The sequence below is a fragment of the Lysobacter sp. 22409 genome, from assembly GCF_052045105.1.
Lineage (GTDB): Bacteria > Pseudomonadota > Gammaproteobacteria > Xanthomonadales > Xanthomonadaceae > Lysobacter > Lysobacter antibioticus_B.
Window position 1 is genome coordinate 1 of the sequence record NZ_JBQEOE010000042.1, and the last position, 15,753, is coordinate 15,753.

General features: G+C 64.1%; 16 protein-coding genes. 10 read left to right on the top strand and 6 right to left on the bottom strand.

All coding sequences use genetic code 11. The features are described from left to right. Window positions 1-484 precede the first annotated feature (484 nt). The 5 genes from ACTJJK_RS18635 to ACTJJK_RS18655 all read left to right on the top strand — a co-directional run bounded on the left by ACTJJK_RS18635 (window position 485) and on the right by ACTJJK_RS18655 (window position 6,745). The gene (locus tag ACTJJK_RS18635; RefSeq protein ID WP_440730925.1) at window positions 485-3,328 is read left to right on the top strand and encodes a TonB-dependent receptor domain-containing protein; all 2,844 of its coding nucleotides are present in this window, start codon (window positions 485-487) and stop codon (window positions 3,326-3,328) included. A gap of 451 nt (window positions 3,329-3,779) precedes the next feature. After that, on the top strand, window positions 3,780-4,238 hold the full coding sequence (locus tag ACTJJK_RS18640) for a hypothetical protein (protein WP_440730926.1): 459 nt from the start codon (window positions 3,780-3,782) through the stop codon (window positions 4,236-4,238). Beyond that, window positions 4,235-4,588, top strand: coding sequence for a hypothetical protein (locus ACTJJK_RS18645; RefSeq protein WP_440730927.1), 354 nt, complete (start codon window positions 4,235-4,237; stop codon window positions 4,586-4,588). Before ACTJJK_RS18640 ends, ACTJJK_RS18645 begins: the two co-directional genes overlap by 4 nt. Window positions 4,589-5,074: 486 nt before the next feature. After that, a complete protein-coding gene (locus ACTJJK_RS18650; protein ID WP_440730928.1) occupies window positions 5,075-5,668 on the top strand; it encodes a flagellar basal body L-ring protein FlgH in 594 nt (197 codons plus the stop codon). Between the two features lie 306 nt (window positions 5,669-5,974). Then, window positions 5,975-6,745: a class I SAM-dependent methyltransferase gene (locus ACTJJK_RS18655; RefSeq protein ID WP_440730929.1), complete on the top strand. Its 771-nt coding sequence runs from the start codon at window positions 5,975-5,977 to the stop codon at window positions 6,743-6,745. 267 nt (window positions 6,746-7,012) lie between these two features. On the opposite strand, the gene ACTJJK_RS18660 is transcribed toward ACTJJK_RS18655, so the two are convergent. After that, window positions 7,013-8,290 (bottom strand): clostripain-related cysteine peptidase, encoded by a 1,278-nt coding sequence (locus ACTJJK_RS18660; protein ID WP_223619051.1) that lies wholly within the window; start codon window positions 8,288-8,290, stop codon window positions 7,013-7,015. Window positions 8,291-8,606: 316 nt separating this feature from the next. On the opposite strand from ACTJJK_RS18660, the gene ACTJJK_RS18665 reads away from it, so the two are divergent. The 3 genes from ACTJJK_RS18665 (at window position 8,607) to ACTJJK_RS18675 (ending at window position 10,102) form a co-directional block, all read left to right on the top strand. Continuing rightward, window positions 8,607-8,939 (top strand): DMT family transporter, encoded by a 333-nt coding sequence (locus ACTJJK_RS18665; protein WP_440730930.1) that lies wholly within the window; start codon window positions 8,607-8,609, stop codon window positions 8,937-8,939. Window positions 8,940-9,462: 523 nt separating this feature from the next. Further along, entirely contained in the window at window positions 9,463-9,774 is a 312-nt protein-coding gene (locus tag ACTJJK_RS18670; protein WP_031370237.1) for a hypothetical protein, read from the top strand. Between the two features lie 97 nt (window positions 9,775-9,871). After that, window positions 9,872-10,102, top strand: coding sequence for a DUF6289 family protein (locus ACTJJK_RS18675; protein WP_031370238.1), 231 nt, complete (start codon window positions 9,872-9,874; stop codon window positions 10,100-10,102). A 178-nt stretch (window positions 10,103-10,280) separates the two neighbouring features. Here the strand turns inward: ACTJJK_RS18675 and ACTJJK_RS18680 are convergent, their stop codons facing one another. From ACTJJK_RS18680 to ACTJJK_RS18695, 4 genes are all read right to left on the bottom strand, one after another. Next, window positions 10,281-10,955, bottom strand: coding sequence for a hypothetical protein (locus tag ACTJJK_RS18680; protein WP_152566044.1), 675 nt, complete (start codon window positions 10,953-10,955; stop codon window positions 10,281-10,283). 117 nt (window positions 10,956-11,072) lie between these two features. Then, window positions 11,073-11,612, bottom strand: a complete 540-nt coding sequence (locus ACTJJK_RS18685; protein WP_440730931.1) for a hypothetical protein — start codon at window positions 11,610-11,612, stop codon at window positions 11,073-11,075. Between the two features lie 296 nt (window positions 11,613-11,908). Further along, a complete protein-coding gene (locus ACTJJK_RS18690) occupies window positions 11,909-12,784 on the bottom strand; it encodes an MBL fold metallo-hydrolase (protein ID WP_440730932.1) in 876 nt (291 codons plus the stop codon). Beyond that, complete coding sequence (locus tag ACTJJK_RS18695; protein WP_440730933.1) at window positions 12,781-13,605, bottom strand: MBL fold metallo-hydrolase; 825 nt, start codon at window positions 13,603-13,605, stop codon at window positions 12,781-12,783. The genes ACTJJK_RS18690 and ACTJJK_RS18695 overlap by 4 nt, the downstream gene beginning before the upstream one ends. 135 nt (window positions 13,606-13,740) lie before the next feature. Between ACTJJK_RS18695 and gcvA the strand changes: the two genes are divergently transcribed. Continuing rightward, complete coding sequence (gene gcvA, locus ACTJJK_RS18700; protein ID WP_440730934.1) at window positions 13,741-14,667, top strand: transcriptional regulator GcvA; 927 nt, start codon at window positions 13,741-13,743, stop codon at window positions 14,665-14,667. Between the two features lie 81 nt (window positions 14,668-14,748). On the opposite strand, the gene ACTJJK_RS18705 is transcribed toward gcvA, so the two are convergent. Beyond that, entirely contained in the window at window positions 14,749-15,054 is a 306-nt protein-coding gene (locus ACTJJK_RS18705) for a cupin domain-containing protein (protein ID WP_440730935.1), read from the bottom strand. 201 nt (window positions 15,055-15,255) lie between these two features. Between ACTJJK_RS18705 and ACTJJK_RS18710 the strand changes: the two genes are divergently transcribed. Continuing rightward, a complete protein-coding gene (locus tag ACTJJK_RS18710; protein WP_031370245.1) occupies window positions 15,256-15,702 on the top strand; it encodes a DUF6194 family protein in 447 nt (148 codons plus the stop codon). Window positions 15,703-15,753: the final 51 nt, after the last annotated feature.

The following is a 15,753-nucleotide window of genomic DNA, read 5'->3' on the forward strand; positions in this document are numbered from 1 at the left end:
TGCGTTCGCGGCACGTTGACTGCGCCCGCACACCGTTCGGACGGCTCGCTCCGTGTAGCCGCCTGACCAGCCCTCGCACCGAAACCCGTTGGCTTACGGCTTCGGGGCGATCTCGCCTTGCGCACGATGCGCCACGGGTTCGGAGCGTTACGGCCCGACTGGTGGCAGGTGAGATGCGTCGAGGTCCATCCCGGTACGCACGACGCGACCATCCAGCACGTATTCCATGACATGCCGGAACGTCCCGAGAGCGCTCGGCCCCGTCATGTGTGACATCGTTCATGTGTGACATTTTCGGCGCGATGTGCGCCGCACATGAGGACGATAACGTATGCGCCTCCAACCGCCGGTACGCACCGTGCGGTTCAGACCGTTGAAGTCCGATGCGGCCGAGTCCATCAGCCCAGCGGCGATGCTATGGTTCGATTTCGCCATAGAAGCCAGGCGTCCGGAATCCGCTTGGGTCTGATCGATACGGTTATGTATGGCCAGATTTTCTCACGCATTCATCGTTTTCCTCTCACTGACGGCCCCGCAAGTCGCGGTGGCTTATCAGGCCTCAGCGAGCGCTGCTCCGCCCGGTGGCTATAGCATTCCGCCCGGCGCCTTGGACGATACGCTCAACGCCTTCGCCTCTCGCAAAGACGTGCAGTTGATCTATTCGCCCGCCTTGGTGGCCAAACGGCGCAGCGCGGGCCTCAGAGGCCATCCCGGAGTTCGTGAGGGCCTGGCTCGATTACTGGAAGGGACCGGCCTCACCGCAGTCGCGGTAAAAGCCAATGTTTACCTGCTTCAGCCCACACCGCGCCCGCGGGCCGACGCGAGGCCGGCAGCGCCGAAGGCGACCTCCTCGCCGAGGTCTCCGACCCAGTTGGACACGGTCCACGTCACTGGAAGCCGGATCAAGCGCGCGGGGCTTGAGAGCGCACTGCCTTTGACGCTGATCACGCAGGAGCAGATTCGCGCCAGCGGCCATCAGACCTTGTTCGATGTGCTGCGCTTGATGCCGGGCATGACCGGTCACCATCCCCGCAATATCGCCAGCGAGGGCGGCAACAGCCAAGTGCCGACGGCAGCCGCGGCTTCGGCCAGTTTGTACTCGCTCGGCCCGCGCGCGACCTTGTTTCTCGTCGATGGACGACGCATGGCCAACTACGGCCTGGTCTCGACCGATATGGGCGCGTTGACTGACCTCAACGGCATTCCCTTGAGCATGGTCGATCACATCGAGATCGCTCGCGGTGGAGCGTCGGCCATCTACGGCGCCGACGCGATGGCCGGCGTAGTCAACATCATCCTGAAGAAGGACTACCGCGGGGCCGAGGTCGGCAGCAATTTTGGCGTGTCCCAGCGCGGCGACGCCGAGCAGCAACGCGAGTACGCCAGCTTCGGCGCGCAGACGCGCAGCGGCGGCAACGTTTTCGTCAGCGCCGATCACTTCACCCGTAATCCGCTGATCGGCAGCCAGCGCTCTTGGAGCACGCTCGATCGACGGCGATTCGGCGGGACCGATCGGCGGATCGCACTGGGCTTCCTGCAGGACGACGGCAGCGTGCTCCCGATCGCAGGCTGTCGCAATCGCGATCCCACGCCATCCGGCGTCGAGTGCGGTTTCGACGCTCCGCGCTACAGCAGTCTGCAACCCGGTATCGCCAGCAACTCCTTGTACGCCCACCTGCGTCAGCCGATCAGCGAGAACCTCGAGGCCTACGCCGATCTGCGCCTGTCCCGGGTCGGGCTGGAGCTGCGCAACGCTCCGAGCCATGGGGTGATGCCGCTGTCCGGCGACCACCCCGATAGCGAAAGAGCTCGCGACTATTCGTTCTTGAATTATTGGTTCTCCGACGTGGGGCCGATCGGCAATCGGGTCGTTACCACCAACCGGGACTACACCATCGGCATAAACGGCTACCGCCGAACTTGGGCCTGGGATCTGAGTCTGTCGCGCCGCGACAACGAGGTCGCCAATCGCATCAATGGCTTGATCTGCCTGTCGGCTCTCGGGTCGGTCGTCGACGATCGAAGCTATCGTTTCAATCGGGTGGACAGGAATTCCGATGCCGTGCTCGCCAAGCTTTCGCCTCCCATCGTATTGGGCGGGAAGATGTCGCTGGAAACCTTGTCCGGCAGCGTGGACGGTCCTCTGTTCGCATTACCCGCCGGCGACGTCCAGGCCGCAGCCGGATTCGAAGCCCGTCACGAGCACCTGAGCAACCGGCCGGACCCCTTGCTGACGAAAGGCGATATCGCGCTGGCGATGGACTTCCAGGGTCGAAGCGACCACCGCGATGCAGCCGCGGTCTATGCCGAGCTCAAGGCGCCGCTGCACCATAAACTCTCGATGGACGCGGCATGGCGCTTGGATCGCAACCGGGGCTACGGCGATCAGATCTCCCCCATGTTCGGTCTGCGCTGGCAAGCTTTTCAGTCGCTGAGTCTGCGCGCCTCGGTTGGAGAGGGTTATCGTGCGCCTACATTGGCTGAGCTGCGTGGCCCGCTGCTGATCAAGCAACAGACGCTTTCCTACGTCCCCGCCGACGATTCGACCCGCCCCTGCCGTGACGAGTTCGACGACTATTGCGCCGTCGACCTACGCGCACGAGTCAACCCGAGGCTGAAGCCGGAGACATCGACCAACCGCAATCTCGGTTTGACCTGGACCCCCAGCGAAGACTTCTCGCTGACCGGCAGTCACTATCGCATCCGGCGCAGGAACGAGATTCTGCCGATCAATGCGCTGGGTCTCGACGAACTGTCCCCGGAAGCCTTGATTCGCGACGAAAACGGCGAGCTGGTCGCCGTCGCCAGCTATCTCGATAATGTCGGCAGCACCGAAGTGCGGGGCTGGGAGATCGAGGCCGAGTACAGTCACCAGACGCAGCGCTGGGGCGACCTCGATTTCAGCCTGAGCGGCCACTACACGCATCGCCTGCTCCGGCAGCATCGTCCGTCCGCGCCGATCGAGGACCATGCCGGCATCGAAATGCCCAGCCGAAGCGTGCTGGGCGATGTTCGCTGGAGCTATCGCGATTGGATCGTAACGCTCAATCTGTACTACATAGGGCCAACGACGGTGTCCGTGCCGGGGCCAAGCACTACCTTCACTTACGGCAGTAACGTCGACCACACGCGCCGTACGCCCAGCACGACCTTGGCCGGCATCGATATCGCTTACCGCGGCCTCAAACGTTGGCTGTTCAGCCTCAACATCAACAACCTTGGCGATCGCCATCCCGGCAACTACAACTACAGCAACGGCGGCTACACTATTGCCGACAGCGACCCGATCGGACGCTACTACTCGGTTAGTGCGACACATCAGTTCTGAACCGGACATCCGCTTCCTGGGCCGGCCTTTGCATTTCCGTATGCCGCGCAAGCACGGCTCAACTCCAAAGAGACGAGAGACAAGACCCGGTCTCGATGCGGTGGACTTCGGGGCAAGCATTGCTGGAGCGCGCGCGCCGTAGCAAGATGGCGAAACGGCTCTTTCAGTCCGTTCTCCGCTGTCGCCGCGGCACCACGGAAAGGCTTCTTGCTGGGTTATGGCGATAGCCCGTAATCGGCGACCGATCCCCGCCTAGCGAGTGCGGCCCAAGACCGCCCCCCTCTCTGCTGTCGGCGTTCTCCAGACCTGTCCTCGGCCGAGCGTTGTGCACGCATACGAATCAGCGACTTAGGATTCGCTGGAGACGGCCGCACTTGCTGTTGCCGGCGCCTGGCGTTATCAAGGCACTTCAATCGGATCATCGCGCCTTCAACATCGAAAGGATTCCAGTTTGAACGATCGGTATCGGCGCTCCGCACGGATCGCGGCGCTTTGCCTGGCGCTCATGGGGTGTATCGGCCAGGCCCAGGCGCAGTTCGGGGCGAGCGGAACCAGCGACCTGCCGCTGCACCTCGTATTCGGCCCATGGTTCATTCTGCTCGGCGTACTGCCGGTAGCGGGCTGGTTGCGCCCGTCCTGGCGGCCGCGGCTTTGCAAAGCGGCGCGTCGTGCGGTGGCCGGCTACCTCTTCATCGAGTTCGTTCCGCTGCTTGTCTGCATGCTGGCGGCCGGCCTGTTCGATGTATGGAAGAACGCCGCTTTGATGGCCTGGGCTCTGTCGATGCTGGGCGTGATCTTTTCCGGACTGGTACTCCTGTTATTCGTATCGGTGGCGCTGATCCTGGATTGGGTGTTTTCCTGTCGATGCCGGGCGCAGGCCGACCGGCAGCAACGCGAGCTGGCCCCATGACCCACCAAGGGCCGCCCGCAACCAATCCGCCGCCGGTGGATGCCCGGCTGACGAAACGCCATCGCCGCGCGCGTATCTGCGCGATCGCCTGCCTGATCCTGGCACTGCTGCTGGCAGCCGCTTCAGTCGTCTCCTTAAGCACCGGGGTCTTCGGTTGTTGGGGTGGCGCCTATGTGTTCCTGGCCTGCCTGGTGGTCCTCGGCGTCCCGGCGCTGATCCTGCTGCTGACGGTCGCCTACCTGAGAGCGTTCGAGTTGATCTGGCTGGGCGTCGCGATATGGCTGATCTATTTTGCGGTCGAGGTGGCCTCGCATATCCTTCCGCCGGTGTTTTGCAGCGGCTCCGGCTGAGGTCGCCGATTGCCGGCGGAACGTCGGCCCGCACCGAGCGTGAGTAATCCAACCGACCGAAGCCGCCCCGCGGCTCGGCTCAATCCGAGTATCCGCCGTCAAGATGAAGCCACACTCTGCCGCCGCGCTTTCGGCGCTGATCTTGCTCTGCCTTCTGTCCGCATGCGCATTCCCTGCCAGAGAGAAAGCCGCCGACCTACCCGACTCGGAGCGAGAGATCGTCGAGAACTGCGCACTGGCCAAGGAACGGCAGAATCAGGCGGCCATCGACCACTGGTGCCGTGAGCAAGCGCAGGGGAAGTAATCGCGATGGCCGACAAGCCGAAGCCGTTTCGCTGCTCGCGACGCCAGCGGTCTTCGTCGACATCCGCGTATGCTTACGCAGGTAGATTCGATGCGGCCGAGAACTGAGACCGGCCTGGGCTTCCCCCGCTACCGCAAGAGAAAAGGACTTTTCAGATGAGTACGCAAGCCGATACCCGCCATGTGTCGATCCCGGCCCTGCTGATGGTCGCGGCCCTGTGCACCGGACCGGTCCTGGCTCGGAGCCCGGCGCGGCCACCGATTCCGCCTCCGCTGCCTGAGCCATCCGCAGTGGTGCTGGAGGCGCCACCGATGCCGATGGCGCCTCCGCCGGCGTCCTCGCTGCCGCTCAAAAGCCCGGTCGACGTCAACGACTATGTCGGCTACCCGGCGGTCCAGCCTGCGCATCATGTCGGCGACGCCATCAGGGTGTTCGCACTTAAATCGACCTGGGCCAAACCGCCGGCCGCCAGCAGTTCTCAGGACGCGTCCAACGACCTGCTGACCATCATTCCGGCGGAGGTGGTCGCTGTGAAGCCGGACGGCAGCGTGCAGATTCAGGGCCTGCTGGCGCTCGATGTCAGCGGCATGCAACAAACCTACCGGGTCTCCGGCCTGGTCCGCCGCGAAGACCTCGACATCGATAACGCGGTGGTTTCGAACCGGATCGCCGACGCCGGGCTGGAATTGGTCGACGATGGCGGAATGGATTCCTCGCGGCGCCAACGCGCCATCGAGAACATGTACAAGTTTCTGAGTCTGCAGCGGGCGCGATGACGGCTTTCATCCAGCCGCCGCAACACTAGCGGGAGGCGACCACTACCAGCGAGGTCCCGCAGGCGATGACGATCGCGATGGCGAACATCGCCCAAAGCAACGTCTTCCTGTTCTTTTCGTTCATCGATCACCCCTGAGTAACCCCGGCTGTTCTTGAATCCTAGCACCGCCCCCCACGCAGGCGCCGCGATTCGTACCCAGGCTCTGGTTTGCGTTCGTTTGAGTCCTTAGCCTGCCAAGTTTCATGCCGCCTATCGGGGATACCCGTCCTCGCCGGAGCCGAAGCACGAACCAGGAGCCGTCCGAATGATCGACTACGACCTCGAGCTGCAACGCCACAACGCCGTGTTGCGGCGCGCGTACGGCATCCTCGCTTCCGATCGGGTCCTCGACGTCGGCTGCGGGACCGGGCAGACGACACGCGAAGCGGCGCAACTCGCGGCAACGGGGTCTGCGCTAGGTATCGACCGCTCGAATGAGATGATCGAGCGCGCACGGGAACTCACTCGTGCAGCAAGGCTCGGCAACGTCGAATACTCATGCGCCGACGCCGAACGACATGGGCTGCCGCACGAATCCTTCGATGTGGCCATCAGCCGATTCGGCACGATGTTCTTCGAGCATCCGTTCGCGGCCTTCTCCAACATACGCAGCGCATTGCGTCCGCAGGGACGGCTGGTGATGATGGTGTGGCAGCAGCGCGATCGCAACGAATGGGCCACCGCCATCGAAAGCGCGTTCCCGCCCGATGAAGCAGGAATCGAAAACTCCCCCGCCGCTCCGCCCGCCTTCTCCCTGGGCGATCAGGACTTCGTCAAACGCATTCTCGATGCCGCCGGCTTCGCTGCCCCGATGTTCGACGAAGTGCATGAGCCCGCCTTCTACGGGACCGACGTCGATGCCGCCTTCGAGTTCGTGTCCGGATTTTCTACCGTGCAGGAGAAGGTCGCCCGCCTCGATACCGGCCCACGCGAACAGGCCCTCGATCGCCTCCGCGGTCTGTTGACCGAGCACCAACAGGCCGATGGCGTCTGGTTCGATTCGCGTGCCTGGATAGTGACCACACACCGGAGATGACCCGCCCGCCGACATCGCGAGATCTGCATGCGTCATAGCATCGGTCTGCTACCGGGTGCGGACACGCCATACGACTTGGCCGTCACGCTCGGGGTCATCTCCCATTTTCCCGGCGACCTTTATGAAACCGTTATGGTGATTAGCGCCGGCGCCCTTATGCCTTGGTCGTGAACGGCAAGGCTTGATCCTCGCCCCCCGCACTCGCCAACGACGGAAGCGATCGCTCGCTTCCGTCGGGGCGTCATCGGGATCGCAAGGCGATCGCGATCAGTTGGTGGGCACCGAGAACACCGTCTTCAGGAAGCCCGGCCAGGCCGACTCCTGCACATAGCGAATCGGGCGATCGGTATTGCCGACCTTATAGCCGCCGCTGGAGTAGTCGGCGTTGAACTCCTTGGCGTTCTGCGGGAAGAACACCGCCAGACCGGTGTCGCCGTAGAACTTGTTGCCGATCTTGTTGCCGCTGCTGTAGTTCGCCTTGACCGCCAGCGCCAACGCGTCCTGCGCGTCCTGCACCGCGGCCTTGCTGTCGGCGTCGATGGCCTTGGTCTTGAGCGTGGCCAGCCACGCACCGATGTCCACCCCATAGGAAGTCTCGTACGGGGTCATCGCCTTGCGCGCATCGCGCGCGGCCTGCTTCTCGGCGGTGGTGGTCAGGCTTTCGGTCACCGCGTCGAGCGCGTCGGCGACCAGACCGGTCTTGCTCAGGTCGATCGAGGACAGCGTGGTGTGGCCCGACGGCTTGTTGGTGTAGTAGGCCTTGTAGCTGTCGACCACCCACTTGCCCAGCGCCTGCGCCTCGGTCGTGGCCGGCTGCTTGGCCAGATTGGCCAGGAAACCGTAATCCCAACCTTCGCCCGGCTCGAGTTCTTCGCTGCCGACCAGGAACTTGGCGCGATCGCGCAGTTCGTAAGCCGGTTCGATCATCGCCATCAGGCAGGCGTCGAAAGAAACGATGTCGAGCTTCTTGCTGCCAAGCGCGGTCTTGATCGCATCGGCGACGTCGGAGTTGTAGATGATATTGCCGGTTTCGTCGTCCGAGGACACCGAGCGGTGGGTGTTTTTCGCCCCTGGCGCAACGCGGAAGCCTTGGCCGTGGTTCCAGATCACCAGCATCGTGCGCTTGGCCGGATACTTTTGCGTGCCCCACTTGATGAACTCGGCGAGCGTTTCCTTATCGCCCATGTCGGTGTTCAACTTGGACTTGCCCAAGTCCATCAGCGCGCCCGCGGCAGTCGGCTTGTCGCCCTTCTTGACCCGGAACCGCTTGACGCCGGTCCAGTCGCCGTTGCTGCTGTCGTAGCCTGCGATGCGGCCGTACTCGACCAGGATGTTGACCTTGTCGGAACTGCCGACTTTCGCCATCTGGTTCCAGTTGTGGACCGTGAACGGCTCCAGGTTGTTCTTGCCGTTCATGAACACCAGCACGTTCCACTCGGCCTCGGCGGCTTTGGCAACGGGTTTGCTCGGGACTTTCGCGGTTGCCGCCGCACTGCCGCAAGCGAACAACGCCGCGGCAAGCAGTGATTTGTTTAACAGCTTCATGGATTCGATTCCTGTGTGGGTAAGGTAAGCCGCGCGCACGGCGCGCTACGTTCGCGCGGCGAAAGCGAGTGCACATTCGCTACAGGTAAAAGCGCAGGCAGGCGCATGTCTCCCCCGGCTACCCCAGCCGATCGCATGGCGATTTGTGTGATCCCTATAGAGGAACGCAGAGGAACACGACGACGACGGCCGCCTCGAGCGCGTCGAGGACTCGCCTTGCGACGCGCGAGTGCTCAGAGAAATCCGTTCGCAACAAGACTGTTTATCGCAGATCGACGCCACCACAATCCGTCGCTCCCAACCGCAGAGACGGACCATGAAACATTGGATATTCCTGGCTATGGCGATTTTCGGCGAAGTAGTGGCAACGTCCGTACTCAAGGCAAGCGACGGCTTCAGCAAGCTTGTTCCGTCGCTCGTGGTGATCGCGGGATACGTGACGGCGTTCTACTTCCTGTCGCTTGCGTTGCGCTCGATTCCGGTGGGTATCGCCTACGCCATCTGGGCCGGTCTCGGCGTGGTCCTCGTCACCGCGTTCTCGTGGATCTATTACGGACAGAAGCTCGACCTGGGGGCAGGGGCCGGCATGGCTTTGATCGTGGCCGGAGTCGTCGTCATGAATCTGTTCTCCAAGACCATGTCGCACTGATGTGTGCGCCGATATGCACGGTCTGCGAATCGAATCGGGCGCGGGCCTCTGGGCACCTTCACTTCGCATCGGCACGGAGCGCGGCCGGTGAACCGCGATGCAATCCGGACGGCCATGACACAGACGCCAGGCACCGACCCGGTCTAAAGCGCAGGGCCGCATGGCCGCGGGTATCGGCGGGAACGAATCGACGTAATTATCAGGCGCAGCGCGGGGTTACGGCGTTCCAGACAGCGGCCTGCGCATGATCGTCGGTGCGGAGCCGCATCGCCGCTTGACCCGCGTCGTTCCCGGCATGGCCCGGTTTCGGCCTTGAGCGATGGCGGGCATTACCTAGTATCGACCCGGCGCATCGGACGCGCACGGCGGCTTCGCATGGAGCGAGTGTCCTGCCTGCCCCGCGAACGCGCGGACAGGTTTCCGCTGCGCAGGAACTCGTGCACCGACGTCCTCGCCATGGCCGCGGGTGCGCATGCGCCGCGTCGGCAGGTACTCCATCGGTCTCAACCTACGAGGGAACAAGATGAAGATGCTTTTGAAAGTATTGGTGCTGGGCACTGCGCTGCAGGCTGCGGCGTGGTCGACGGGCGTCGGCCAGGCCCAGGCGCAAGCAGGCAACGGCCCGAGCAATCCGGACTATTCGTTCTGCGCCGAGGGCGAAATCGCAGTGGATTATCCGCCCTACTGCATCAACCCGAACGATCCGGGCACCGGGCCGGGCGGGCCGGGCTCGGGCGGAGAGTGCGTGCCGCCGCCTTGCGTGCCTGGCAAACCTTGCCTCGATCCCTGCCCTTCGTTCGACCCCAATCAAACCGTACAAACCGTCTCGGCCTGAGCGTCGATGGCGAGGCACGGCGGAAGCCGGCGCCCGCCCGTAGCCGAGCGCGTTTGCCTTGTCTGACTGCCACCCTGCCCCATCCCTCGGAGGATTCATGAAACGTCCCGTCCGCACCGCTCTGTTGATCGCAGCATCGCTTTCCGCACTGGCCTTCGGCGCTTCGGTCGCGCGCCCGCCGCCGACCGGTTCCGGCTGGATCGAATACAAGTACTACGACAGTTCCAACAATCTGGTGGGAGCCCGGTTGATCGACTGCACCGGCATCGTCTCGACCTTCGGTGTCTCGCAGGGCCGTGTCGAGGTCGAGCAAGGCCCCTGCTTCTGAAGCGCTCTCCTCGGACTGACGCGTTTCGATCGCTCATGCGATCGCGACCCGAAGTCTGAATCGTGCACGGAGCTTTCCCCGCCAGTCGAGAGAGCTCCATCAGGGGCGGCTGGGCTGCGCGGTCAGCCCAGCCGTCCATGTTCGGCCCTTGCTGAATTTGCGCCCTCGTGGGCACCGCTCAGTCGCCGATGCCCCGCGGCAAGGCCAGCCCCGCTGAGCCCGCGACCACTTTGCGTACGCTGGAGACGGCGGCCGACGAAAGCGACCGGTGCGCCAGAAACGCGGGGGTCTGGCCGCCGATGTCGGTCAACGACAAATAGGTCAGTCGCGTCCCGGCACTGGTCGGGGTCATGGTCCACTCACCGCGCGAACGCAGCGCAATGCAATCGGGCTTGGGTTTTCTGCCGACATAGTCGAGGGATACGAACTTCACCCGTATCTCGCCGCTGGGCAGGGCTTGCCGCTCGAAACGCATGGAATAGCAGCGCTCGCTGGTGACCGGCGTGCTGAGCACGTCGGACCAGATCGCCTGGTCCGGTCCGCGCTGGACGAAGCTGCGGCGGATGTTCTTGTTCTTCTCGTCGAGGTACTTGCCGAGCAGGTAATCCGCAATCGTTTGCGGCGAGGCTTTCAGCGAGGTGGTGACGCGAAGCTCGTCGAAACGTTCGCGGGGAAGGCTGCGGGCTTCCAGGCGGATGCCGTCCTTGTCGCTGACCGTCCGCCACGCCGGGGCCTGTGCGCCAAGGTTCGCCGACCAGGCGATCGGCAAGAACGCAAGGCAGGCCAAGTACCGGGCCAGCCTAGCGGGGATGGCCGCGATTCGGCGCGTCGCAAGAATGCAGAACGAAACCATGACTCGTCTCCCCGGCACTTGAGCCGTTCCGGGGATTCGATGCCCAGGCCATGACAGGATCAAGACAGGCGAGATCCGATCGGCTGAATCAGGCTAGTTCGCTTGCTCGGCCGCAGCCTAAGTGCCGCATTCGAAATCCGCCGCGCCCATATGGTCGAATCCCTGCAGCGTGAGACAGGATTTTCCCTGCGCACAATCTTGAAGATCCACAGACATGACGTTCTCCGGCTTCGGGCCATCGATGCGCAGACCGAACATGGCCTCGACCTCGCGCGCGCTCACCTTTCGATCGAATGTCACGGACAGGTCCTGCAGCTCTCCGTGCTCCCATTCAAGGTCGACCTCACTGATCGGCGAAGGCAGGGACTTGGCAACGCTGAGCGGAAGTGCTGGCCCGACATTGTAATTAGTTGTAGCACCGAGACAGGCGTCACCCCAGTCCATGCGGTCGAAATCGGCCGCGCAGCCGTATGTTTTGTCTTGTATTCCGAAACGCTTTTCGAGCATGCAACCGAAATCGGTTGCCTTCATTCTCGGCCACGTCGCCAGTTCGGGCGGCACCAGCTTGATAACGAAGGGTTTTTTTGCGGGCAGGGCGGCGAAAACCACATCCGCGCAAGCAATCGTCAAGACAGCGATAAGCACTGTTTTTCGCACAGCTGACACTCTCCTTGTATTCGGATTTCAGCCTATCACGTGCCGATTCGCGAACTCGGACAGTGCAAGCGAGCGCCGATCCGGACACTCTCATCGACATCCGTCATCCAGGCATTGCAAGACGATCGTCTGCGTCGCCCACGACAGGGCCGAGCCGGTGCCATGGACCTTATCGCTGCCGGTCTCGCCCACAGAAAGAAACTGTAGCGGTGCAGTGATTCGGTCGGCAGCCGGGAGTGAAGGGCCGCGGTTCGTTCGAGCGGTCCGACGTATGCGGGCCGACCTTCGAGCTGCCCTCACTGTCCCCAATCGACCCAGGCGCCCGGCGTCAGCGGCTGTATGTCGATCGCCTTTCCACGAGCCGCCTTTTTCAATTGCTCGATCGGGTCGGCGACCTCCACGTATTCGTCCATGCCGGACACGCCGTAGTGGATGGGGACCAAGCGCTTCGCACCCAGGATGGTCGCGGCGGCAACGGCTTGCTCCGGTGTGAGCACGCCGGGCTGGCCGCTGACCGGCTTGCGCCAACCGAAACGCGCGCCGTTGACCGGCAGGAATGCCGCATCGAAGGAGCCGAACTGGCGGCCGATCCGCCACCAGTGCCCGTGCCAGAGCGTGTCTCCGCCGTGGAAGATGCGGCGCCCGCCCGCCGATACCACCCAGGACACTTGCGGGTCGCCATAGCCGTCCGACGCCGGCACGGCCGTAGCGGTGAAGTCGCCGATCAGTTGCGGCTCCCACAGCGGGCTCGGCCGCACCCGGGCCTTGGCAGGCAGCGGCAGCGGATTCGTTCCCGCCGGATGCGCGAGGACACCGCCGTTGCCCAGCGCATCCGCGACCGCCTTCGCGTCGAAGTGATCGCCATGCGCATGGGTAATGAGGACCGAAGCGTCGCCCACGGCATCGCCGACCGGAATCAAGGCGTCCTTGAGCGCTGCGCCCCATTCCTGCGGATTCACCAGCGGATCGATGAACAAGGTGGCCTGCGGCAACTGCAGGCGGATACCGGCCCAGGTCAGCCGCTGGATGCGCAAGCCGTCGGCGCGGCCCGCCGCGAACGCGGCACCGCCGAAGGCCGCACCACCCAAAGCCGCACCGGCCAGGCCAGCGCAGCCGAGCAGGAACTCGCGGCGACGGATGGGTCGGCCCAGAATTTCGTCGTCGCGGCTCATGCGCAGCGCTCCCGCGAGGCCATCGCCGTATCGAGCTCGAACACCGACTGCGCGACGATGACCTCCAGGTTGCGCTGGTGCCAGTCGCGTTCGAACGCTGTCGGTTCGACCTGCGGCGCCAGGCAGGCTTCGATGGCGATCGCGGCGAGGCGCCGCTCGATGTCCTGTCCCGCGGCTTCGTTGCGAATGCGGATGACCTGGTCGCGCAGCCGATCCAGGTAATGGATCGCGTTGTCGAGCACGGTAGCGGGGAATCGCCCCAGGTGTCCGCCGATCACCGTGCTCCGGCCGAACTGGCGTATCCGGCCGATCGCGGCACGGATCAGCGCGGGGTCCGCCTTGGACAGGTAGACGATGTTGCCGACGATGTTGTCGCCAACGCAGACCAGGTCGGCGGTGGGCACGTCCACGCTGACGTGGTCCATGGTCTTGCCGGGGTTATGCACGAAGCGCAGTTCGTGTGCGCCCCAGCGCAGGGTCATGGCGCTGTCGAAGACCAGCTTCGGCTCGCGATAGAAATCGTCGACACGCCGGTTCTGCGACAAAAACGTATGGCGATGATGGCGGTGGGCCAGCGTGAGCGCGTCGGGGAACAGCGACAGACCCGCCATGTGGTCGCTCATGTAGTGCGTCGCGGCGATGGCCCGCACGGTCTTGCCCAGGTCGTCGCACAGGACCCTGCGCATCCACTTCGCATCGTCCGCGCTGCTCAGCGAATCGACGAGCAGGACATCGTCGCCATCGAGAAAGGCGGTGGCGACCGACTCGTAGTCGTCGCCGACGAACATCAGTACATCGGAACCCAGGGACTCGAATCTCATGACCAACGCTCACCGTGTTGCGACGGGCCATCATTGCCAGCGCCCCGGGCGCCGACAAACGAGATGTTTTGAGTCCCGCATTAGAAAAACTAACTTGATAGGATGCGCGCTTCGGTCCGCGAACCCGAGGCACTCTTGAAGTCACGCCCCCCTGCCCCGCTCAACGCCCTACGGGCCTTCGAAACGGCCGCGCGCTGCCTGAGTTTCCAGGAGGCGGCCGGGCAGTTGTTCGTCACTCCGGCGGCGGTCAGCCACCAGGTCAAGCGCCTGGAGGCCTACCTCGGCGTAAAGCTGTTCGAGCGCGGCCACCGCGCGGTCGAGCTGACCGCCGAAGGCGCAGCGCTGGCGGCATCGTTGAGTGAACTGTTCGGCCAGCTCGATCGGGTGCTGGACCGGGTCGCCGCTCCCACGGCGATGCATCTGCGCGTCAGCACCGTGGAATCCTTCGCGGCGAAGTGGCTCGCGCCGAGGCTGCACCGGTTTCACCACGACCATCCCGATATCCAACTGCGCATCGAGACCGGTAACGAACGCGTCGATTTCGTCCGCGACGGTATCGACGTCGCCATCCGCTACGGGCCCGGCGCCTACACGGGCGTCCATGCCGAGCGCTTGCTGGATGCACCGGTGTTTCCGGTGTGCGCGCCTGCGCTGGCGAACGATGAGCGCCGGCCGCTGGCCACTCCCGACGACCTGCGCCAGCACACCCTGCTGCATGACGAAGGTTCGACCGGGCGCGCCGGCGTACCGGATTGGGCCGCCTGGCTGGAAGCCGCCGGCGCGATGGGAGTGGATGCGACCCGAGGCCCGATGTTCGCCAGCATGTACCTGGCCCAGGAGGCCGCCGTCGCCGGGCACGGCGTCGCCTTGGGCGTCGCCCCTTTGGTCGAGGAAGACGTGCAACGCGGCCGCCTGATCAAGCTTTTCGACGGATCCCTCGACAACGCCTACGCGTTCTGGATCGTCCGTCGACAAAGCGCCGACACTGCGCCGGCCGTCGATGCGTTCTGCCGGTGGCTGCGGAAGGAAGCGTCCACGAACGCGATCCCTTCGTCTGGCTAGGAATCGTCGCTAAAGCGATCGTCGCGCCGCCCCGCGGCCATGCGTGGGTGGAGATGCGAGCAGAAGCGGCCGTGCCCACCATCAATGCAAGTGAATCGCCAACCACAGTGCGCCCTCGGAAACACGGCGCACGCTATGCGGCGTGCCGGCAGGCAGGAACAGGTAGTCGCCTGAGCGCAGCTCGACGGCCTCGCCTGCGACCTCGAGCGTCGCTTCACCCTGCAGCATCGCCACCCACTCGTCCTGGGTTTGCACGTACTGCGTCGGAGTGATCGTCGCGGAACTGACGATGCGCTCGATCACCAGGTTCTTGTGAGTGAGCAAGGCTTCGAAGCGCTCGCCTTGCGCCGGCGCCGCGGCATTCGTAAACAGGTTGTCGATTCGCATGAGGATGCTCTGAGTTGGACGCCTGGCGTCTGGGGCCAACCGGGCCGCGGCCGGTTCTGGTTCGGCTGAATTATCGGACAGGCCGCCCGCACGAACCGGGATCCGGAGCACTCCGAGCTCTCGATGGACCGAGCCGGATAGCGGCCATCCGCGCAGGCCCGATTGCTAGAATCCCCACCCGAATAACCATGAGACAGACTCGTGACCCAAGACGAAATTCGACGGTACCTCGCCGCAAACGGCTCGGTTCGCATCCAGGTGGCGGCGCGCGAAGACGGCAGCCCGGAGATGGCCTGGGGCGATACCTTCTGCTTCGCTGTGGGCGCCGACGGGCAAACGAAGAAGATGCCGTTCGTCACCATCGTCACCAAGGACTACGCCGGCTTCGACGAAGAGTCCCAACTCGATCGCGGCCTGTACCGGGTCAACCTCGATGTCGGCAAGGCGAAGTTCGAGGCGCTGTTCGGTTTCGCTCCCAGAGATCTGGCCGATCGTCGCGGCGACTTCGACTTCGCTGCGGTCGATACGCTGATTCCGCACCCGACCTATGGCGCGAACGGTTGGGTGTCGATCGTCGAGCCAGGCGAGCGATCGCGGAACGCGCTCGAAGAGCTGCTGGCTTTCGCGATTCATCGGGCAATGCACTGAGTTCGCGTTGCGGCCTTGGGCGGAGGCTCTCTCCCCTCTGGAGCCGCAGCC

Excerpts from the sequence above, each read along its gene's own strand:
- ACTJJK_RS18635 (WP_440730925.1), top strand. The coding sequence starts at position 485 with ATGGCCAGATTTTCTCACGCATTCATCGTTTTCCTCTCACTGACGGCC.
- ACTJJK_RS18645 (WP_440730927.1), top strand. The coding sequence starts at position 4,235 with ATGACCCACCAAGGGCCGCCCGCAACCAATCCGCCGCCGGTGGATGCC.
- ACTJJK_RS18655 (WP_440730929.1), top strand. The coding sequence starts at position 5,975 with ATGATCGACTACGACCTCGAGCTGCAACGCCACAACGCCGTGTTGCGG.
- ACTJJK_RS18660 (WP_223619051.1), bottom strand. The coding sequence starts at position 8,290 with ATGAAGCTGTTAAACAAATCACTGCTTGCCGCGGCGTTGTTCGCTTGC.
- ACTJJK_RS18665 (WP_440730930.1), top strand. The coding sequence starts at position 8,607 with ATGAAACATTGGATATTCCTGGCTATGGCGATTTTCGGCGAAGTAGTG.
- ACTJJK_RS18670 (WP_031370237.1), top strand. The coding sequence starts at position 9,463 with ATGAAGATGCTTTTGAAAGTATTGGTGCTGGGCACTGCGCTGCAGGCT.
- ACTJJK_RS18675 (WP_031370238.1), top strand. The coding sequence starts at position 9,872 with ATGAAACGTCCCGTCCGCACCGCTCTGTTGATCGCAGCATCGCTTTCC.
- ACTJJK_RS18680 (WP_152566044.1), bottom strand. The coding sequence starts at position 10,955 with ATGGTTTCGTTCTGCATTCTTGCGACGCGCCGAATCGCGGCCATCCCC.
- ACTJJK_RS18690 (WP_440730932.1), bottom strand. The coding sequence starts at position 12,784 with ATGAGCCGCGACGACGAAATTCTGGGCCGACCCATCCGTCGCCGCGAG.
- ACTJJK_RS18695 (WP_440730933.1), bottom strand. The coding sequence starts at position 13,605 with ATGAGATTCGAGTCCCTGGGTTCCGATGTACTGATGTTCGTCGGCGAC.
- ACTJJK_RS18705 (WP_440730935.1), bottom strand. The coding sequence starts at position 15,054 with ATGCGAATCGACAACCTGTTTACGAATGCCGCGGCGCCGGCGCAAGGC.